Source organism: Pseudomonas carassii (assembly GCF_036324045.1).
In the GTDB taxonomy this organism is placed as follows: Bacteria; Pseudomonadota; Gammaproteobacteria; order Pseudomonadales; family Pseudomonadaceae; genus Aquipseudomonas; species Aquipseudomonas peradeniyensis.
The window spans coordinates 31555-52509 of sequence record NZ_JAZDCT010000016.1 but is presented as its reverse complement, the minus strand read 5'-3'; the positions used below and the strand labels follow the sequence as shown (position 1 = coordinate 52509).

19 protein-coding genes are annotated in these 20955 nt (G+C 60.6%); all 19 read right to left on the bottom strand.

Features of this window, described 5'->3' with window-relative positions; genetic code table 11:
* Positions 1–10 precede the first annotated feature (10 nt).
* Entirely contained in the window at positions 11–799 is a 789-nt protein-coding gene (locus tag V0R62_RS13775) for an AglZ/HisF2 family acetamidino modification protein (RefSeq protein ID WP_330104112.1), read from the bottom strand.
* 1 nt (position 800) lies between these two features.
* Positions 801–1415, bottom strand: a complete 615-nt coding sequence (hisH, locus tag V0R62_RS13770) for an imidazole glycerol phosphate synthase subunit HisH (RefSeq protein WP_330104111.1) — start codon at positions 1413–1415, stop codon at positions 801–803.
* The gene (locus tag V0R62_RS13765; protein ID WP_330104110.1) at positions 1412–2554 is read right to left on the bottom strand and encodes an N-acetyl sugar amidotransferase; all 1143 of its coding nucleotides are present in this window, start codon (positions 2552–2554) and stop codon (positions 1412–1414) included. Before V0R62_RS13765 ends, hisH begins: the two co-directional genes overlap by 4 nt.
* A gap of 29 nt (positions 2555–2583) precedes the next feature.
* Entirely contained in the window at positions 2584–4077 is a 1494-nt protein-coding gene (locus V0R62_RS13760) for a hypothetical protein (protein ID WP_330104109.1), read from the bottom strand.
* The gene (locus V0R62_RS13755) at positions 4010–5302 is read right to left on the bottom strand and encodes a lipopolysaccharide biosynthesis protein (RefSeq protein WP_330104108.1); all 1293 of its coding nucleotides are present in this window, start codon (positions 5300–5302) and stop codon (positions 4010–4012) included. The genes V0R62_RS13760 and V0R62_RS13755 overlap by 68 nt, the downstream gene beginning before the upstream one ends.
* 130 nt (positions 5303–5432) lie before the next feature.
* Positions 5433–6479, bottom strand: coding sequence for a nucleotidyltransferase family protein (locus V0R62_RS13750; RefSeq protein ID WP_330104107.1), 1047 nt, complete (start codon positions 6477–6479; stop codon positions 5433–5435).
* Positions 6476–7159, bottom strand: a complete 684-nt coding sequence (locus tag V0R62_RS13745; RefSeq protein WP_330104106.1) for an acetyltransferase — start codon at positions 7157–7159, stop codon at positions 6476–6478. Before V0R62_RS13745 ends, V0R62_RS13750 begins: the two co-directional genes overlap by 4 nt.
* Positions 7152–8240: an N-acetylneuraminate synthase gene (neuB, locus tag V0R62_RS13740; RefSeq protein WP_330104105.1), complete on the bottom strand. Its 1089-nt coding sequence runs from the start codon at positions 8238–8240 to the stop codon at positions 7152–7154. Before neuB ends, V0R62_RS13745 begins: the two co-directional genes overlap by 8 nt.
* The gene (neuC, locus tag V0R62_RS13735; RefSeq protein WP_330104104.1) at positions 8237–9400 is read right to left on the bottom strand and encodes a UDP-N-acetylglucosamine 2-epimerase; all 1164 of its coding nucleotides are present in this window, start codon (positions 9398–9400) and stop codon (positions 8237–8239) included. Before neuC ends, neuB begins: the two co-directional genes overlap by 4 nt.
* Positions 9397–10548 (bottom strand): LegC family aminotransferase, encoded by a 1152-nt coding sequence (locus tag V0R62_RS13730; RefSeq protein ID WP_330104103.1) that lies wholly within the window; start codon positions 10546–10548, stop codon positions 9397–9399. The genes neuC and V0R62_RS13730 overlap by 4 nt, the downstream gene beginning before the upstream one ends.
* An 8-nt stretch (positions 10549–10556) precedes the next feature.
* A complete protein-coding gene (locus tag V0R62_RS13725) occupies positions 10557–11537 on the bottom strand; it encodes an NAD-dependent 4,6-dehydratase LegB (protein ID WP_330104102.1) in 981 nt (326 codons plus the stop codon).
* 150 nt (positions 11538–11687) lie between these two features.
* On the bottom strand, positions 11688–12380 hold the full coding sequence (locus V0R62_RS13720; RefSeq protein ID WP_330104101.1) for an acylneuraminate cytidylyltransferase family protein: 693 nt from the start codon (positions 12378–12380) through the stop codon (positions 11688–11690).
* Positions 12381–12813: 433 nt separating this feature from the next.
* Positions 12814–13077 (bottom strand): lipopolysaccharide assembly protein LapA domain-containing protein, encoded by a 264-nt coding sequence (locus V0R62_RS13715; protein WP_330104100.1) that lies wholly within the window; start codon positions 13075–13077, stop codon positions 12814–12816.
* A 16-nt stretch (positions 13078–13093) separates the two neighbouring features.
* Positions 13094–13390, bottom strand: coding sequence for an integration host factor subunit beta (ihfB, locus tag V0R62_RS13710; protein WP_110736524.1), 297 nt, complete (start codon positions 13388–13390; stop codon positions 13094–13096).
* Between the two features lie 324 nt (positions 13391–13714).
* The gene (gene rpsA, locus V0R62_RS13705; protein WP_046856619.1) at positions 13715–15391 is read right to left on the bottom strand and encodes a 30S ribosomal protein S1; all 1677 of its coding nucleotides are present in this window, start codon (positions 15389–15391) and stop codon (positions 13715–13717) included.
* Positions 15392–15514: 123 nt separating this feature from the next.
* Complete coding sequence (gene cmk / locus V0R62_RS13700; RefSeq protein WP_028690823.1) at positions 15515–16201, bottom strand: (d)CMP kinase; 687 nt, start codon at positions 16199–16201, stop codon at positions 15515–15517.
* The gene (locus V0R62_RS13695) at positions 16198–18405 is read right to left on the bottom strand and encodes a bifunctional prephenate dehydrogenase/3-phosphoshikimate 1-carboxyvinyltransferase (RefSeq protein ID WP_330104162.1); all 2208 of its coding nucleotides are present in this window, start codon (positions 18403–18405) and stop codon (positions 16198–16200) included. Before V0R62_RS13695 ends, cmk begins: the two co-directional genes overlap by 4 nt.
* A gap of 128 nt (positions 18406–18533) precedes the next feature.
* A complete protein-coding gene (gene pheA, locus V0R62_RS13690; protein WP_028690825.1) occupies positions 18534–19628 on the bottom strand; it encodes a prephenate dehydratase in 1095 nt (364 codons plus the stop codon).
* Complete coding sequence (gene serC / locus V0R62_RS13685) at positions 19628–20713, bottom strand: 3-phosphoserine/phosphohydroxythreonine transaminase (RefSeq protein ID WP_330104099.1); 1086 nt, start codon at positions 20711–20713, stop codon at positions 19628–19630. Before serC ends, pheA begins: the two co-directional genes overlap by 1 nt.
* Between the last annotated feature and the right edge of the window lie 242 nt (positions 20714–20955).

Here is a 20955-nt window from a genome sequence, read left to right as displayed (position 1 = left end):
GAATAGGCGGCTAGCGGGCCTGCAACGCAGAAAAGACCTTTTCGTCCTTTTGCTGCGCACTCGGATAGCTGATCAAAACAGCGCGGTATGTACCTTTGAAGACGAAGAAGCTGCCAGCGGCAACCCCTACCACCCCGCAAGCCGCGACCACTTGATGCATATCCTCCAGGGAACCGCCTCCTCCCAGGATGGTGACCGGAATGTTGACTGCCTCGCGCACCTTGCTCGCCAGCGCTATGTCGTAGCCTTTCATCCGACCGTCGTTGGCAATCGAGTTGATGACGATTTCACCGGCGCCCGCCGCTTCCATTTCCTTGGCCACGTCGATGACGTTGCGCTTGGTGTTGCGGGTGCCGTTGTGAGTCCAGACATCCTGTTGCTTGCTGAGGCTGAGCGTACGCGGCTTGTGGTCGAGCACCACCACCACGCTCTGCCGACCGATTTCCTCGGCAATGCGGGTGACCAGCGTCGGATCTTCCAATGCCGCGGCACTGATCGCGACCTTCTCCACGCCAAGCGCGATGATTGCCCTCGCCTGCTCGGGAGTGCGCACGCCGCCGCCATAGCACAGCGGCATCCGACACTCGGCGGCCAGGTTGGCGATACGCTTGTAATCAGGCTCGCGCCCGTTGACCGTGGCGTCGATGTCGACAACGATCAGTTCATCGGCTTCCTTCTCATTGAAGATCTTCACCGCATTGATCGGATCGCCAACATATTTGGCATCCTTGAAGCCAACGGTCTTGACCAAGCCACCGTCGTGAATCAACAGGCAGGGAATGATTCGAGGTCTAAGCATTTCAGAGTTCCGCGAAATTTTTCAGGAGCCCGACACCAAAGTGGTGGCTTTTCTCTGGGTGGAACTGAACGCCGTAGACGTTATCGGACGCCACGGCGCAACTGAAATCCAGGCCATAGCTGGAACGAGCACCAACATGTTCGGCCTGCGCGCACTCGAAGTAGAAGGAATGCAGGAAATAGAACCGCGCTTCGTCCTCGAAGCCCTTGAGCAGCGGATTGCCATTGACCGCCTGGACGTCGTTCCAGCCCATGTGCGGCAGGGCGATGGCTTCCAGGCCAGGGTTCGAGCGGAACGAAACCACCCGCCCCGGCACCCAGCCCAGGCCCGGCAAGCGCCCTTCGTCGCTGGAGTCGGCGAGCATCTGCATACCCACGCAGATCCCCAGCACCGGCACATTGTCCTGACGCACCAGCCGGTCGAGGGTGGCACGCATCCCCGAAGCCTCGAGACGCTCCATGGCATGATCGAACGCGCCGACGCCCGGCAGGATCAGCTTCTGGGCACCCGCCAGTTCCTCGGCGCAGCGCGCCACCTGAACGGGAATGTGCAGCCGCTTGTAGACATTCACGAAGGCCTGAATATTGCCCAGGCCATAATCGATAATCGTAATCATCTGAACAGCCTTCTCTCCAGCCCCAACGCGCTCATCACGCGCGCGCCGATACCGATAAGGAAGCGCTTGTTCTTGTAGTCGGCACAGGTCTTGTTCTGCCCTTCGAAAATGGCACGCAACTCATCGACCGTCAGGTCCAGCTTGTTGGCGACAAACTCGAACTCGGAGATCAGGAACTTTTCTTCCAGTTCAGGTTGGGCGATACGCTCCAGTGCCGCCTCGCGGGTCATCTGCCCGGTCATGATCAGGCTCGAGAAATGCGCCCGGCGCTTCTCGTAACCAAACTTTCGCGGCATCCAGTAATCTTCATAGAAGCGGGTGAAGCGCGATTCATGATGCTTGTGCTGGAATGCCTTCCAGCCAAACAGCCGCTGCAACGTCTCTTCTGCGTCCTTTTTTACATAAGGAATCAGGTTCAACGGCTTGACGACTTCCATTCCCAGAATGTAACGATAGTAGAGTTTATACATCAGGATATCGACCACCGGGAATGACTTCAGCGGGCGCTTACCGAACTGCTTGTGAATATCCATCATCAAGCGTTTGTCGATCCCCGGGTATCCCCCCCAGGCTTCGGGCTCACGGCAGCACTCCGTCGAGAAGTTACCGCCGGTCAGCACGTATTTGATCTTGTTTGCCCGGGCGAACTTGTACAACCCCGAAAAGAAGGCGATGTCCTGCGGCAAGTCCTGGTCAGAGATCTGCGCCTTGAGGAAGGCCACCTGCAGATCTTTCATTTCTTCCCAGTTGATAACTTCCGTGTACAAGTCCAGGCCCAGGCCATCGACGAGCTTCTCGATATTGCCGACCGCCTGATCGGTGTTCCAACCCGCATCGACATGGAACAGAAGCGGACGCAGGCCCATCTTCTCCTTGGCGATGTAGCTGACATAGGAGCTGTCGAGGCCACCACTCAAACCGATGATGCAATCGAAGTCACGGCCCTGGCCGTCCTTCCTGATCTTGTCGGCAAGCCGCATCAGCTCCGCTTCGCCACGTTGATCCGTGTGCCAGTTGGGGCTGATCTGCTGGTCAAAATTCCGGCAGTGCTCGCACACGCCCTCGGCATCGAACTGGATGAGCGGATCACTCGTATCCATGATGCAACGCGAGCAGATTTTATAGGCGCTACCCCTCATACACTCTCCCGATTCCGGTAGCCGATAGCTCAAGGCTGAATTCTTTCGCAACCCAAAAGGGTCAATTTTGACTGGAGGTCGGCAAAAATGCCAGCACCGCCCTCCTCTTGACTTTGCAGCGGATGCATCACCGCACCGACCCCCTGCCCGGCATACTCCTGGACCAGGGTAGAAGGGTAGGAAACTATCAAGTCCACTGCAGGAAATATCCTTTTGTCATCAATGACAGTCCAGCCTTGACTCCTCGCCAACGCGCTCATACCGGCAGTTGGATGCGGCTTGTAATAAACAGTAACTTCAAACGCTTCCATCAGACACTTGAACAGTTCAATTTGTATCGACTCACAAATTGGATGACCGACAAACAGCACTTTGACCTTATGTTCCGCAGGCAAAGAAATAAGATCTATCGACGGCGAATATCGCTGAATCTCCACGCCTCTCGCCAGACAACGACGAGACAGAATATCATTTTCAAAAACCTGGCGTGAATGGTCATCGAACACGTATAGCTGGGTGACCGCGTTCAACTTGTAACGCAGAACGAAAGGCAGCCTGCTTTGCGACGAGGCGGGCTGATCCAGAGATCGCACATCACCATGCTGAACCAGCGTCAACTGCACTTCCAGTGCCTTAGCACCTCGCCCACGCACACGCTGGCGCGACACCAGGCCATCTACCAGCAACGCCCAGCGGTCGAAGTGATCCGCGGTCAGCAGATGATCGAACCCGGCCTTCTCCAGCGCCAAGTAGACACAGAACCACCGCATGGCCGTATAACTTTGCAACACCCAGTCACGCGTACGCGGGCGGCGCGCCAGCACAGCCACGGCACGCACCGACAAGCAGAAGGCACGCCGCAAGTCGTTGCTGTCCAACAGCGCGAATACATCGACGACCGGCCCCTGCACCTTGCCCGCCTCGACGGGTGCCCAAGGGAGGGTCAGCCAGGCCAGGCCACGCCCAGGCAACGCGGCACGAATGACTTCCACGGAACGATTGCCGGAGCAGAAGGCCGCCTCACGCGCCTCAGCAACTTCCACTGTCGCCAACCGACGCACATGCGCACTGAGCATCAACCACTCACGTGCGAAGAACAGCATGGCCGCGCCATTTCGCCAGAGCATGCGGACAACACCGGCCACCATCCGAACGAGCCCCTGTCGCCCGGCCAATCGATTAAGCAGTTTGGCCGGGCGCGGCAGATAGCCGAGATCCTTGGCTGACAGGCCGCACAATGCATAGATGCCCTGATCGAGGCAGATCTCATTCTCGACAGACTTCATGTAGACGACCATGCACTCAAGGTCACGCCTCTTCATCCTGCCACTCCCGAACCACGATTTCTTCTTGCCACTGAACAGGCACCTGCCAATACAAAGCACATAGGGCTCTCGGAACATGAAATGACTGTCAGCGAACAGCGCGCATCGCCATTCAGCACAGGCCGCCCGCTCATCCCACTTGCTCCACGCCAGGACCTTTCCCCGCCGCAGCGCCGCCGCAGAGCCGATGGTAGGCAACCATTTTCCATACCCAGACAACACCAAACGCAACACACATTGCCCACGGTATCGCACGAGCACCTGCCTGCGCCCCCCATAGCCAGGCAAGCAGGATGAACAGCACAAAACCCGCGACCTGGCTCAGCAGCAGATGCCGGTCGCGACCATGAGCATAAAGCCCCAGGTGCGGAATCATGCTCAGGCAATAGAACGCCATGGCAAGCAGCAACCAGTCGAGCATCGCCAGATGATCCGCATAGGCCGGACTGCCCAGGTAGCCAACCACCGGCCGCGCCAACAACGAACACGCAACGACCAGAACGCCCGTCACAACGATCACATTGAGCGTCAGTTCCCGCATCGCCTTGGCAAAACCGGGCTGATCACCCTGCTTGGCCAGCGCAACCAGCCGCGGGAACAGAAACACGATGACCCCGGCATCGAGGAAAGACATCACCGCGGTCGCCATGCTCACGTAGAGCACGTAGGCCCCCACCGTCGCCAGGTTCGCCAGCGCCTCCACAAAATACCTGTCCAATGTGAAAATGCCACGGACGGCCAGGGTGGCCACCAACAACGGAATCGCCACGCGAATGCCCTTGCGCACCCAGGACCAGTCGACAGCCGACGCCAACGCCCGGCGATCGAGTTTCATCAGCCTGATACCCGCCAGGACACAGGCCAGGAAACACCCTGCCGACCACGCCGAAAACACCAGCTCCAAGGTACGCGAGCCTGGCGACCACCACATCCAGCCGACCACCAGCAGGCACCAGGCACCGCTTCGAACGAACAGCACGACACTCGCCAGGACGGGTTCGGAAATCGCGACCAGCAACCGGTTCATTTCCTGCGCGACATGCTCCAGCACCGTCAGCAGGAAGAACCAGACAAGGTAATGCCAGGGCAATATTCCAGCGTGGAACAGGTAAAAGGCGATGGGCAGGAAAGCAACATAGAGGAGGCCATACAACGCAAATTGATCACGTACCATTGCCAGCCAACGAGCAGGTGGCTGGCCAATGATTTCACGCGTCGAATAGTTGTAAAACTCAAAGCCCACCACGTACAGCGAGTAGCCGATCGCCGCCGCGAACAGGCCGTAGACACCCACCTCGGAAACGTCGAGAAATCTCGCCAGGAAAAAAATGAGGGCAAACTTGCTCAACAGCGTCAGGCCACGCAGCGCAATGTTGAAAAGGCGCACGACCTTACTGGAAAACATGATATTCGACACCTTCATTCCGGAACTCCGTCAATCCACTCACTGAACAACCGGCTTCCGGCCCCCACTGAACTACAGCATGTGATTCGCCCTCAGGAATCGCCATGCACTGCATGGCCAAGCCCTCGCAGACTGGCCACGCAGCTGATTACAAGCTGGCAAACTCGTGCTGCGCACGCTGGAAATCCTCCATGCGGCCAATGTCCAACCAGTACTCGTGCACCGGGAACATATTAACGTCACGCCCCGCCGCGATCTCTCGCTCCAGCAACGTGGGCATATCGATCCGGGTACCCGGCTGAACACTCCTGACCAACTCGGGCGACAACAGATAGATCCCCGCATTGATGAAGAACTTCTGCACAGGTTTCTCCACCATCGAGCGGATCCGATGCCCTTCGCTCTGGATCACGCCGTAAGGCACGCAATACTCATACTCGCGCACACACATGGTCGCCGCGCCACCATGGCTCTCGTGGAACTCCAGCACGTTCAGGAAATTCAGGGTGGTGAGCAGATCTCCGTTCATCAGGAACAGCGGGCGATCAATCTGCTCGTGCGGCAGCAACCCCAATGCCCCTCCCGTCCCCAACGGCTCATCTTCATGAACGTAGACGATCGATACACCCCAGCGGCTCCCATCACCAAAGTGCTGGCGAATCATCTCCGGCATGTAGTGGGTGGAGATGAAGAAGCGATGAAAACCCGCCGCGATGAAACGCTCAAGAATCAGCTCCAGGATCGGCTTGTCACCGACCTTGAGCAGTGGCTTGGGGCAGTTGTGGGTCAGCGGTCGCAGACGAGTGCCAAACCCGCCGGCCATGAGGAATACCGGGTTATCGCGCTGGGGCCTGTTCAACAGACCGTGCAGGGTTTCCAGACCGATTACGATGCCTGCCTCGTCGACCACCGGCATCTGCAGCAACTGATAGGTTTCCATGACCGACAGAATGCGCTCGCGCGTCCAGTCCCTGCCCGCCGTCTTCGGCGAACTGCACATGATCTCCTTGACCGCCGTCTCCAACGGACGACGCTTGAGCAGTGCCCGGCGGACGTCGCCATCGGTCACGGTGCCCAGCAACTGCCGCTTGGCATCAACCACCAGGACGATGCGTACCGCAACCCGGTCCAGCGTGGCGATCGCCTCTTCCATCGAGCAATCAGGCGCGACGCACGTCATTTCCCATTGTTTCATTTACTACCTTCCTGCTCATTGTCGGGCACGCTTGCGATCAGCCCCTTCGAACCCAGCACCCGATGATTGGCCGGCAGGTGCCGCACCACCACCGCACCCGCGCCAACCACCGCATCCTCACCAATGTCGATGCCTTGAATGATCGTGGCGCCACTGGCGACAAAGCTGCGATCCGCGACTGTCACTGCGCCGCACAAGGTCGCTCCCGGAGCGATGTGCACGTGCCGCCCGACCCTGCAATCATGATCGACCGCAGCTCGAGTGTTGATGATTGTATTGAGCCCTATGTGGCTATCTGCCTGTACGACGGCGCCTGCCATGACCTGGACACCCTCGCCCAGAACCGCGTCGGGATCCACCCAGGCCGACGGATGGACCAAGGTCGCAAATCGATACCCCTGGCCACTGAACTGCTCGTACAGCTTGCGCCTGGCGGCACCGCCCACGGTCTGGCCAATGCCGTTGACCAGCAGGACGCTGCCTGGAGGGATCTGGTTCAGCGCCGCATCGTCCCCCAGCACGGGCAGCCCACGCCATTGGCGCAGCCCCGAGTGATGCAACTGCGGGTCACAGACGCCCTGGATCTCCAGGCACAGCGCACGAGCCAGGGACAGCAGCACCTTGGCGTGGCCGCCAGCGCCGAGTATCACCAACGGCAATGGGCGCGCAGCCTCACTCATCGATTGCGTCGCCTGGCGCATAACCACGCACGGCCGCCCGCCCGACCAGCCCCCACAGCTGTGCCGCAGGCAGCCCTGCACCACTGCGCGCAGTTGTCAGGTCCGCTCGCTCGATGATCTGTCCTGGCGTCAGAGCGCGGGCCGCAACCACCTGCTGACGCGCGGCGCGACGGGTATCCCATTCACTCGGTTGCGGCGCCTTGCTACGCCCGCCCAACGCCACTTCCAGAGCACGAATTTCACTGACCATGCGCTTCAACTCGTCCGGCTCCAGCGAAGCCTTGTGATCGGGCCCTGGCATCGAACGATCCAGCGTGAAGTGCTTCTCGATGATCGTCGCACCGCGTGCCACGGCCGCCACAGGAATCAGGCAGCCTTCGGTATGGTCGGAATACCCCACTTCCAGGCCAAAGGCATCGGCCAGGGTGTCCATGGCTCGCAGGTTCACCTCATGCCAAGGCGTCGGATACTGGGACGTGCAATGCAGGAGAGCAACATGCCCCAGCAACCGCTCCCGGCTCTGCGCATGCCCCCAATGCTGCCACACGTCATCCATGTCCCGCGGCTCCACTTCGTGCGCCAGCCCATGGGCGACAACAGCCAGCGCCTGCTCCACTTCGCTCAAGGTCGCCATTCCGGTGGACAGGACCAGTCGCTTGCCCGTACGGGCAAATCGCCACAGCAACGGAGCGTTGGTCAGTTCTCCAGAGGGAACCTTGAAGAACGGCATGCCCAGTTCGCAAAGGAAGTCCAGGCTACCGGCGTCGAAGGCCGTGGAGAGGAACTCGAGCCCCTTGTCGCGGGCATAGGTCTGCAACGCCGCGTGCCACTCCCGGGGCAGCTCAAGCTTTTTCAGCATGGCCAACTGGCTTTCTTCTGCGGCAGTGCTCTTCTTCTGGTAGGCCGCCTTGGGCGCGGAGCCTGCCGCGAGCAACGCAGCATCGAACGTCTGGAACTTGACCGCATCCGCTCCCGCGGCAGCCGCCGCGTCGATCAGCGCGAACGCCAGATCCTGTTCCCCGTTATGGTTCACGCCAGCTTCGGCAATGATATAGACCGAGTTTTTCTTGGACTGATTCATGATGACCAGGTTATGTCGTGAAAAGGTGTCTGTTGGTAGCCATCGACGGCGCTCAGGACCTTGACGATCTGCCGTGCCGCATCGCCTTGCCCATAAGGGTTGTGAACCCCCTTGCAACGCTGGGCAAACACCGGATCAAGGGCCTGGCGCAAAGCCGCCTCGATCCCGCTACGGCTCGCTTCGCAATGCACGACCGAGTCCGCCGCCAGGCGCCCCTTTTGCCGCGCACCGATGTCCACGGTCGGCACACCAAACGCAGGCACTTCAATGATGCCGCTGGAAGAGTTGCCGACCACGACGCAAGCCTGGGCCACGACGCTCAGATAACGCCGGAACCCCAGCGACGCAATGGCCAGCACGCGCTCTGGCTGGCGCTGGGCATATGCCTCGAGCAATGGAATGATCGCCCGCCCGCCGTTGTCGGCATTAGGGTACGTCAAGATGATTTGGTGGTCGGGATAGTCGTCCAGAGCCTCGAGCAAAGCCGTGAAGCTCTCCACCGGCGCCTCATCGGCCAGGGTCACGGGGTGATAGGTGACCAGCATGAACGGGCGATTCAGCTCGAAAGACAGGCTCTCGCGCAGTGCTTCGAGGCTCATCCGTGGGGTGCGCTGGATATGGTCGAGCCCTACGGCACCGACGTTGAAAACCCGCTGCGGCGACTCACCCATTTGGATAACCCGCGCACGGTAGGGTTCAGCGGCCACGAAATGCAGGTCAGCCATCTTGGTGATCGCATGGCGTATGGCGTCGTCATATGCCCCTTCGGTGATCTCGCCGCCGTGAAGGTGAGCCACGGGAATCCTCATGACCAGCGCGGCCTGCACGATCGCCAACGCCTCGAAGCGATCACCGAGCACGACCAGGCAATCCGGTCGAAGCCGGTCAAGCGCATCGGCAAATCCGAGCGTTCCCAGGCCCATCGACTTGACCACCCCGACATCGCTGTCGGAGGAGAGCAGCATTTCAACCTTGGCGTCGATAGCGAACCCGTCCGCCTCGATCTGGCGCCACGTTTCACCAAACTCCGGTGACAAGTGCATACCACTCACGATGACCTGCAGGGCGAGCGCTTCGCTGGACTGGATATCCTTCATAAGCCAGTACAACAGGCCGTATTCGGCCCGGGTACCGGTAAACACTGCAATACGCTTTTTCACAGAGCAGTCCGCGGCAACACACTGCTAGGCAGATTGACGACCCGAGATTCCAGCCACTCGGCATTACTCAGGTCACCACACAGGCAATGGGCATAAGCCGGGAGATGATTCATCAAGCGCCAGATTGGCCGCGTCATCACCTCACGCTTGTTGGTGAACTCCAGCAGTGCATCACGGCGCTCACGACTGTCGCAAATTACGGCGTTCAGCCAGAAATTCGAGCGACAGCCCGCAGGCTCGCCGACGAACGCAAGCTCGCTGCCCTCGAGCATGGCAGCGTAGCGCGAGGCCAGCTCACGCTTGGAGGCAATGAAGTCCTCCAGCTTCTCCAACTGCGCGCACCCCAACGCCGCATTGAGGTTGGGCAGACGATAGTTGTAGCCAACCTCGTCGTGCACATACTCGTAGGGATGAGGCTGCTTTGCCGTCGTGGTCAGGTGCTTGGCTCGAACACCCAGGGCCTCGCCCGCCAGGACCATGCCGCCACCACCGGTGGTGATGATTTTGTTGCCATTGAAGCTCAAGGTACCCAGGGTCCCGAAAGTACCGGTATGGCGCCCCTTGTACAAACTGCCCAGAGACTCTGCGGCATCCTCCACGAGCACCAGCCCCCAACGCGCGCAGACGTCGACCAGGCCATCCAGGTCCACCGGATGTCCGAACGTATGCATGGGTAGACAGGCCCGCAGCACCTGGTCACCGTTTTTCAGGCGACACACGCCATCGTCATCACGGTACGCGGCCTCATCGAGCCACGCCTCAAGCTTGCTGGCGGACATCCCCAGCGTATCCCGATCAACATCGACGAACACGGGCTCGGCACCGCAATAGGCAATGGCATTGCAGGTCGCAACGAAGGTGAGCGATTGAGTAATGACGCGCTCACCCGGTTTCACCCCCGCCAACAGCAGTGCCACGTGCAATGCAGCCGTGCCGTTGACGGTCGCCACTGCCCTGGGACTGCCCGTGTAGGCCTGCATGTCCTGCTCGAAGCGATCAACGAACTTGCCGACACTGGATACGAACGTGGACTCGACCGTCTGTGCGACATAAGCCTGCTCGTTGCCTTCGAAAACGGGCGCGTGCAGCGGGATAAAGTCGTCAGTACCGTACTGCTCGCGAACGAATGCAACCAGAGACTCGAACATTAGTCACCTCAGACGTTGTAGATGTCGGCTTTATACTTCGCCAGATTTTCTGGACGCGTGAACCAGTCGATGGTCTGCTGCAAGCCTTGCTCAATGTCGTAGGCAGGCTTGAAACCGGTCAGTGCGTTGATCTTCGAGTTGTCGCACCACAGGCGGAAGACCTCGGATTTCCCAGGACGCATCCGCTGGTCATCCACGAGAAACTCAACGTCACTGCCCATCAGCTTACGGATCAGTTCGAGCGTGTCGCCCACCGAGATTTCGAAGTTGGAGCCAATGTTCACGGTTTCGCCGATGGCCTGATCACAACGCGCCAGTTCCAGGAAGCCACGGCAGGTATCGGCCACATAGTTGAAGTCACGGGTGGGGGTGACATCACCGAGCTTGATCTGCTTTTGCCCGCTGGCAATCTGCGAAATGATGGTTGGGATAACCGCACGCGCCGACTGCCGAGGACCATAGGTATTGAACGGACGGGCGATGGTCAGGGGCAGGTCGAAGGCATTGAAGAAGCTCAGCGCCATGGCATCCGCGCCGATTTTCGAAGCACTGTAGGGCGACTGCGCCTGCAACGGGTGCTTCTCATCGATCGGCACATAAAGCGCCGTGCCATAGACCTCACTGGTCGAGGTATGAATGACCCGCTTGACGCCATTCTCCAGCGCCGCTTGACAGATGTTCAGCGTGCCTTTGACATTGGTGTCGACATAACTATCAGGGGCGACATAGGAGTAGGGAATTGCAATCAGCGCCGCCAGGTGAAAGACGATGTCGACCCCTTTGGTAATGTGCTTGCAATAATGAGGATCGCGGACATCGCCATTCAGCACTTCAATTTGCGACAGGCAATCAACATCCTCAAGCCAACCCCAGTAATTAAAGGAGTTGTATTGAGAAAGCGCCTTGACCTTATAGCCTTCGCGCACCAGCAGCTCGGTCAAATGCGAGCCAATGAAACCATCGGCACCTGTCACTAAAACTGTCGTCATCGCTTGATCCTTAACTTACCCACCCCTACCAGAGGGGGTGCGGCGATACAAAAATGAATGGTAACTGCTGGCCTTGTCAGCCGAGCATCGCACCGCCCGCCTGCCGTGCAAAAACCAGGTTATTGTGCCACTTCCTGCGGAGCGCGCCACCTAGCGCATCAAGGATGTGAGCAGCCGCTGCGCCTCATTCCAGTCATCGATCGTGTCGATGTCGAGCGACTCCGCGCCATCGGCCATTACCATCGGCACCGTCCCCTCGAAAATAAAGCCGTTCTTTTTGCGAAGCACATCTGGCGCAATCAGATAGATGGACCCATTGAGCGTATAGGCCGGTTCAAGATCCTGGGAACGCCTGGACACCTGCTCCCACCCCATGAACGGCTGCATCGAGTCGGCCTGGAGCTTGAAACACCAGGCAGGATGAGTGCTGGCCGGACTGACACTGACAACCGAGCGGGCCGGACTGCTGCCAAACAGTTCGATGGCCTTGTCTATCGACTCGGTCCGGCGAAACGGCGATGTGGGCTGCAGCAGCAAGACACCCTGAACCGGGCCATTACGCGCTTCATACTCATCCACTACGTGCCTGACCACATCAACACTGCTGGCGGTATCAGTCGCGAGATGTGCCGGTCGCATGCCAGGCACCGTGGCACCATAACGCCGCGCAATCTCGGCAGCCTGCAGGTCATCGGTGGTCACGACCACATCGCTGACTCCCGAACTCTGGAGCGCCGCCCTGATTGTCCATGCAATCAACGGATGCTCACCCAACATCTTCACATTCTTGCCAGGCAATCGTTTCGAGCCTGCCCGCGCCGGGATCACTGCAATGATTTTCATCTATAGACCTTCAAAAAATCGGCCAGGGAACATCCGGCATCCGGTGATCTTCAACAGGCTGACAGGCAATCCACCATGGTACGCGATTTCCACAACAGGCTCAAAATCAGCGGCTTGGCACTACACCGAACAGCCCAGCCCCCCTGGAAAGCACTAAGACCACAGAGAACTGGACAATCTCGGACAGCCTAGACCAGGGCGAAGATTCGCGACAGAAAGCAAACCAGATGGCAGCGACCACGAAGGGCGCAAAGATACGCTCGACACATGGGCATCGACGCGTGAAGAGGAACACATCACACCGGCATCAAGGTGAAAATACCCATTCCGCACACCAAGTAGTCACAAATGCACACAGAACGGTTTGACGCAAAAGATGCACCATCGCCCAGCCAGCCAAGGCGACGACTCAGAAAAACGATACGGGAAAATCCTAGTCGCCAGACAGCGCCGCCCGACGAGCAGAAGCCCGGATCCTGCGCTTACCCAGCATCAAACCATAAGCCCCCAACAACGGCCCCACTGCCAGCCCGACCACCAGAGCCGCCAGCACCAGCACCGCCACCGGCACGGCAGGGGCGGACCAACCGAACATCACCAACGACACAGCCTGCTGATTCTCCAGCACGAAGAACAACACCACAGCCGCCAGCAGCAGCACGAACAGCGCCGCCAGGGCGCGTTTTAGGTTACGCATCAGACTGCTCCTTCACTCAATGGGGCACGTGCTCGTCTTCATTGACCCGATCACGCAGCTCCTTGCCGGGCTTGAAGTGCGGCACGTACTTGCCTTCGAGGCTGACCGACTGGCCGGTCTTGGGATTGCGCCCTACCCGCGGCGCGCGGTAGTGCAGGGAAAAGCTGCCAAAGCCACGGATCTCGATACGATCCCCGGTCGCCAGGCACTGCGACATCTGCTCAAGCATAGTCTTGATGGCCAACTCGACGTCCTTGGACGAGAGCAGCCCCTGATGGGTGACAATACGTTCGATCAGCTCCGACTTCGTCATATTTTTCCCTTCGTTATCAAGCAGCTAGATCATTGCTTAATCAGTTTGTAGCACGCCCCGGCGGATTTGAACAGGGTGGTTCTTGACTAAACAAAAAAATTCAAGATAGGCCATAGCGCCGGCAATCCCCGCCTTACGCTAGCGCGACCGCACTGCGGCGCGACTTTGCAGACGAGCGGGAAAGCCTACTGCCCGCACACCGCTCACGACCTCAGAAATAGCTACAAACGCTGTAGGATCGAGCTGTTTTTGGTCCAACCAAGTAAATCGCAGACACAAAAAAGGGCGACCCGAGGGTCGCCCTTTTTACCGATCAAACAGAACTCAGTTCTGCTTGGCCATTGCTTCGCGCAGCAGCGCAGCCATGGTGGTGTCGGCAGCCGCTTCCGGAGCGTTTTTCAGGCTCTGGATGGCTTCGCGCTCTTCAGCGTCGTCCTTCGATTTGATGGACAGGCTGATAACGCGGGACTTGCGGTCGACGCTGATGATCTTGGCTTCGATCTCTTCGCCTTCCTTCAGCACGTTACGGGCGTCTTCAACGCGGTCACGGCTGATTTCGGAAGCTTTCAGAGTAGCTTCGATGTCGTCGGCCAGGGTCACGATAGCGCCCTTGGCGTCAACTTCCTTGACGATACCCTTGACGATAGCGCCCTTGTCGTTGACAGCAACGAAGTTGGAGAACGGATCGTCTTCCAGCTGCTTGATGCCCAGGGAGATGCGCTCGCGCTCTGGGTCAACCGACAGGATGACGGTTTCCAGCTCGTCGCCCTTCTTGAAGCGACGCACGGCTTCTTCGCCGGCTTCGTTCCAGGAGATGTCGGACAGGTGAACCAGACCGTCGATGCCGCCGTCCAGGCCGATGAAGATACCGAAGTCGGTGATCGACTTGATGGTACCGGTGATCTTGTCACCCTTGTTGAACTGGCCGGAGAAGTCTTCCCATGGGTTCGATTTGCACTGCTTGATACCCAGGGAGATACGACGACGCTCTTCGTCGATGTCCAGAACCATGACTTCCACTTCGTCGCCAACCTGAACGACTTTCGACGGGTGGATGTTCTTGTTGGTCCAGTCCATTTCGGAAACGTGCACCAGACCTTCAACGCCTTCTTCCAGCTCAGCGAAGCAGCCGTAGTCGGTCAGGTTGGTGACGCGAGCAGTCACGCGAGTGCTCTCTGGGTAACGGGCTTTGATAGCAACCCATGGGTCTTCGCCCAGTTGCTTCAGACCCAGCGAAACGCGGTTGCGCTCGCGATCGTACTTCAGGACCTTGACGTCGATCTCGTCACCAACGTTGACGATTTCCGACGGGTGCTTGATACGCTTCCAGGCCATGTCGGTGATGTGCAGCAGACCATCGACGCCGCCCAGGTCAACGAACGCACCGTAGTCGGTGAGGTTCTTGACGATACCTTTGACCTGCTGGCCTTCCTGCAGCGATTCCAGCAGAGCTTCGCGCTCGGCGCTGTTTTCGGCTTCCAGGACGCTGCGACGGGAAACGACAACGTTGTTGCGCTTCTGGTCCAGCTTGATGACCTTGAATTCCAGCTCTTTGCCTTCGAGGTGGGTGGTGTCGCGCACTGGGCGGACATCAACCAGGGAGCCCGGCAGGAACGCACGGATGCCGTTAACGTCGACAGTGAAGCCGCCTTTAACCTTACCGTTGATAACGCCCTTGACCACTTCTTCAGCAGCGAAAGCAGCTTCCAGAACAATCCAGCACTCGGCGCGCTTGGCTTTCTCACGGGACAGCTTGGTTTCGCCGAAGCCGTCTTCGACCGCGTCCAGCGCAACGTGTACTTCGTCACCGACCTTGATGGTCAGTTCGCCAGTTTCGTTGTAGAACTGCTCGAGCGGGATGACACCCTCGGACTTCAGGCCAGCGTGTACGGTAACCCAGTCGCCGTCGATGTCGACAACGATACCGGTGATGATTGCACCCGGCTGAAGATTGAGGGTTTTCAGGCTTTCTTCAAAGAGTTCTGCAAAGCTTTCGCTCATTTTAATTCCTGTAGATTCGGGCGAAAAAGACGCCCATAGCCACATTCCAGACAATGTGGGTTTCGTTAAGTTAAGAAGCGCTGACAGGACGTTGACTGGTGCCCCTGCCCGCTCTCCTCTCCATCAGGCCAGGTCGCGCAGGGCGAGCTCGCTTCTGATGCGTTGCAGCACCTGCTCGATGGACAACTCCGTGGAATCCAGCTGAATGGCATCGGCCGCCGGCTTGAGCGGGGCCACTGCGCGCTGGGTGTCACGCTCATCGCGCGCACGGATCTCATCTAGCAGACTTGACAGACTAACATCTTCACCCTTGCCCTTCAACTGCAGGTAACGGCGACGGGCGCGCTCCTCGGCACTGGCGGTAAGGAAGACCTTGAGCGGCGCGTCGGGGAACACCACGGTACCCATGTCGCGACCGTCGGCAATCAACCCTGGGGCTTCACGGAAGGCACGCTGGCGCTGCAGCAGCGCCTCGCGCACCGCCGGCAGCGAGGCGACCATCGAGGCGCCGGCACCGACGGTCTCGGTACGGATGACATGACTGACATCCTCGCCCTCAAGAATGATCTGTTGCAGCTTGCCCGGCTCGGCGGCGATGAACTGCACGTCCAGATGGGCGGCCAGGGCCTTGAGCAGCTCTTCGTTGGTCAGGTCGACACCATGATTGCTGGCGTTGAACGCCAGCAGGCGGTACAGGGCGCCGGAATCGAGCAGGCGCCAGCCCAGCTCGCGGGCCAGCAGGCCCGCCACGGTGCCCTTGCCCGAGCCGCTCGGCCCGTCGATGGTGATGACCGGTGCTTGCGAATTCACGACTTGCCCTCTTCGGCGACGCGGATGCCGACTTCCTTGCACAGCGCGAGGAAGTTGGGGAACGACGTGGCGACGTTGGCGCAGTCATGGATCACGATCGGCGCACTGGCACGCAGCGAGGCGATGCTGAAGGCCATGGCGATGCGGTGGTCGCCGTGGCCGTGCACTTCGCCGCCGCCGATCTGGCCGCCGTCGATGATGATGCCGTCCGGGGTCGGCTCGCACTTCACGCCCAGGGCGATCAGGCCGTCGGCCATCACCTGGATGCGGTCCGACTCCTTGACCCGCAGCTCTTCGGCGCCACGCAGCACGGTGCGCCCTTCGGCGCAGGCGGCGGCGACGAACAGTACCGGGAACTCGTCGATGGCCAGCGGCACCAGGTGCTCGGGGATGTCGATACCCTTGAGCTTGGCGCCGCGCACGCGCAGGTCGGCCACTGGCTCGCCGCCGACTTCACGCTGGTTCTCCAGGGTGATGTCGCCGCCCATCAGGCGCAGGATGTCGATCACGCCGGTGCGGGTCGGGTTGATACCGACGTGCTCCAGGACCAGCTCGGAACCCTCGGCGATGGACGCTGCCACCAGGAAGAACGCCGAGGAGGAAATGTCCGCCGGCACTTCGATGCGGGTAGCGGTGAGCTTGCCACCGGACTGCAGGGAGGCCACCGGACCGTTCGACTCGACCGCGTAGCCGAAGCCACGCAACATGCGCTCGGTGTGATCACGGGTCGGCGCAGGTTCGGTGACGGTGGTGGTGCCTTCGGCGTACAGGCCAGCCAGCAGCAGGCAGGATTTGACCTGAGCACTGGCCATCGGCAGCGTGTAGTTCAGCGCCTTGAGCTTGTGCCCGCCACGAATGGTCAGCGGCGGACGGCCTTCAGGGCCGGTCTCGACCACAGCGCCCATTTCGCGCAGCGGATTGGCCACGCGGTTCATCGGGCGCTTGGACAGCGAGGCGTCGCCGGTCATGGTGGTGTCGAACGGCTGCGCCGCCAGCAGGCCGGACAACAGGCGCATCGAAGTGCCGGAGTTACCGACGTATAGCGGCCCGGGTGGCGGCTTGAGGCCATGCAGGCCGACGCCATGGATGGTCACGCGGCCGTGGTGCGGGCCTTCGATGACCACACCCATGTCACGGAAGGCCTGCAAGGTGGCCAGGGCGTCCTCGCCCTCGAGGAAACCTTCCACCTCGGTGGTGCCTTCGGCCAGCGAGCCAAGCATGATCGAGCGGTGGGAAATCGATTTGTCGCCAGGTACGCGGATCCGTCCGGACACGCGGCCACCCGGTTGGGCCAGGAAAATCAGATCGTTGGCGTTCATAGCGTCCACATAGGCCCGGCGGGCCAGGATTTTACTGAAATGCTCGCGGGCAACCCGGGCGCGGGTGAACACACCCAGCAGTTGGTGCCCGTCCCCAGCATCGACCGCGTCGCGCAAGGCGTCGAGGTCGCTGCGAAATGTATCGAGAGTGCGCAGGACCGCCTCGCGGTTGGCGAGGAAGATGTCGTGCCACATGATCGGGTCGCTGCCGGCGATTCTCGTGAAATCGCGAAAGCCCCCCGCAGCGTACCGGAAGATCTCCAGGTTTTCATTGCGCTTGGCCAGCGAATCGACCAGGCCGAAGGCCAGCAGGTGCGGCAGGTGGCTGGTGGCGGCCAGGACTTCGTCATGGCGCTCCACCGACATGTGCTCGACATCGGCGTCCAGCGCGCGCCAGAGGCGGTCGACCAAGGCCAGCGCCTGCGGGTCGGTTTCCGCCAGCGGCGTGAGGATCACCTTGTGGCGACGGAACAACGCGGCATTGGATGCCTCAACGCCGCTTTGCTCGGAGCCGGCGATCGGGTGCCCGGGCACGAAGCGCGGCAGGCGCTCGGCGAACGCTTCGCGCGCTGCGCGCACCACGTTGCCCTTGGCACTGCCCACGTCGGTAATCACCGCGTCACCCAGGTCGAGCTGGGCGAGGCGGGCCAGGACTTTCTCCATGGCCAGGATCGGCACCGCCAGCTGGATGACATCGGCGCCGACACAGGCGGCGGCGAGATCTGCCTCGCAACGATCGACCACGCCCAACGCCACGGCCTGCTTGCGCGACTCGGCATCCAGGTCGACGCCGACCACTTCGCGGCACAGGCCGCTTTCACGCAGGCCCTTGGCGAAGGAGCCGCCGATCAGGCCGAGGCCGACCACGACAAGGCGGCCGACAATCGGTGCGGATTTGTTTGTTACAGCATCAACCACGAGTGCGAACCCTGTTCAGAAATCAAGACAGCCTGTAAGCCCATCGCGGGACAAGCCCGCTCCCACGAGGCCCGCGATGAACCTTGAAACATACGTCAGAGCACCGCCTTCGGATACGAACCCAGCACCTTCAGCGCCACAGCCTCCTGGCTGATCTGCTCCAGCACCGCCTTGATCAGCGGATCGCGGTGATGGCCGACGAAGTCGATGAAGAACACGTAGGTCCACTTGCCGCTGCGCGAAGGACGGGTCTCGATGCGCGTGAGGTCGATGCCGTTCTCGTGGAACGGTACCAGCAGTTCATGCAGCGCGCCCGGCTTGTTGCTCATGGAGACGATGATCGAGGTCTTGTCGTCGCCGGTCGGCGGCACTTCCTGGCTGCCGATCATGAGGAAGCGCGTGGAGTTGTCCGGGCGATCCTCGATCTTCTCGGCCAGGCGGGTCAAGCCATACAGGTTGGCCGCCATGTCGCCGGCGATCGCCGCCGAATTCCACTCACCCTTGACCCGCTTGGCCGCCTCGGCGTTGCTGGAGACAGCCACACGCTCGACGTTCGGGTAATGGGCGTCCAGCCACTTGCGGCACTGGGCCAGCGACTGGGCATGGGAGTAGATGCGGGTGATGCTGTCGGTCTTGGTGTTCTCGCCCACCAGCAGGTGGTGGTGGATACGCAGCTCGACCTCGCCGCAGATGACCATGTCGTGCTCGAGGAAGCTGTCCAGCGTGTGGCTGACCGCGCCCTCGGTGGAGTTTTCCACCGGCACCACGCCGAAGTTGACGGCACCGGCCGCCACTTCGCGGAACACCTCGTCGATGGCCGCCATCGGGCGGCTGACCACGGCGTGACCGAAGTGCTTCATGGCCGCCGCCTGGGTGAAGGTGCCTTCCGGACCGAGGTAGGCGACTTTCAGCGGCTCTTCCAGGGCCAGGCAGGAGGACATGATCTCGCGGAACAGCCGCGCCATCTCTTCGTTGTCCAGCGGCCCCTTGTTGCGCTCCATGACGCGCTTGAGCACTGCGGCTTCACGCTCGGGGCGATAGAACACCGGCGCCTCGCCTTCGGCCAGCGACGCAGTCTTGACCTTGGCCACTTCCTGGGCACAACGGGCGCGCTCGCTGATCAGCTCGAGGATCTTCTCGTCGAGGCTGTCGATGCGCACGCGCAGGGCCTTGAGTTCCTGGTCGGACATCAGCCGTGCTCCTTCTCGAATTCAGCCATGTACTGCACCAACGCCTCGACGGCCTCCAGGCCCAGGGCGTTGTAGATCGAGGCGCGCATGCCGCCGACCGAACGGTGCCCCTTGAGGTTGAGCAGGCCACGGGCGTCGGCGCCGGCCAGGAAGGCCTTGTCCAGACGCTCGTCGGCCAGGCGGAACGGCACGTTCATCCACGAACGGGCGTTGTGGCTGATCGGGTTGGTGTAGAACTCGCTGCCGTCAATGAAGCCGTACAGGCGGTCCTTCTTGGCGCGGTTGCGCTGCTCCATGGCCTCGACGCCACCCTGCTCCTTGAGCCATTCGAACACCAGGCCCGAGAGGTACCAGGAATAGGTGGCCGGAGTGTTGTACATCGAACCGTTGTCGGCCGCGATCTTGTAGTCGAGCATGGTCGGGCAACTGCTGCGGGCGTGACCCAGCAGGTCTTCACGCACGATCACCACCACCAGGCCGCTGGGGCCGATGTTCTTCTGCGCGCCGGCGTAGATCATGCCGAACTGCGACACGTCGATCGGACGCGAGAGGATGTCGGAGGACATGTCGACCACCAGCGGTACATCGCCGGTCTCGGGCACCCAGTCGAACTGCAGGCCACCGATGGTCTCGTTGGACGCATAGTGGACGTAGGCCGCGTTCTTGGTCAGCTTCCACTCGTTCTGGCCCGGGATGGCCAGGTAGTCGTAGGGCTTGGCGCTGGCGGCGACATTGACGCTGCCGAAGCGACGCGCTTCCTCGATGGCCTTCTTCGACCAGATGCCGGTCTCGATGTAGTCGGCGGTGCCGTTCTCCGGCAGCAGGTTCAGCGGGATCTCGGCGAACTGCTGGCTGGCGCCGCCCTGCAGGAACAGCACCTTGTAGTTGGAGGGGACGGACAGCAGGTCGCGCAGGTCCTGCTCGGCCTTTTCGGCAATGGCCACGTAGTCGTCGCTGCGATGGCTCATTTCCATCACCGACAGGCCCTTGCCGCGCCAGTCCAGCATTTCGGCCTGGGCACGCTGCAGGACAGCATCGGGAAGCGCGGCGGGGCCGGCGCAGAAGTTAAAGGCTCGTTTGCTCACATCCACTCTCGCTCTGCCAAATAGAACAAATCGTAACTCACAGACCCCGCCAGCCCCGTGCAGGTGCGGCCTCGTGTCGCGATAGGGCTGCGCAGCAGCCCCCGACATATTGCAGCGCCGCTGAAACCTCGGGGCCGCTTCGCGCCCCTTTCGCGACACAAGGCCGCTCCTACAGGAAGCGGGCGTTGCCTGTTCCAATCAGTCAAACGGGGCGACCTTGGTCGCCCCGTTCGGGTTGTTGC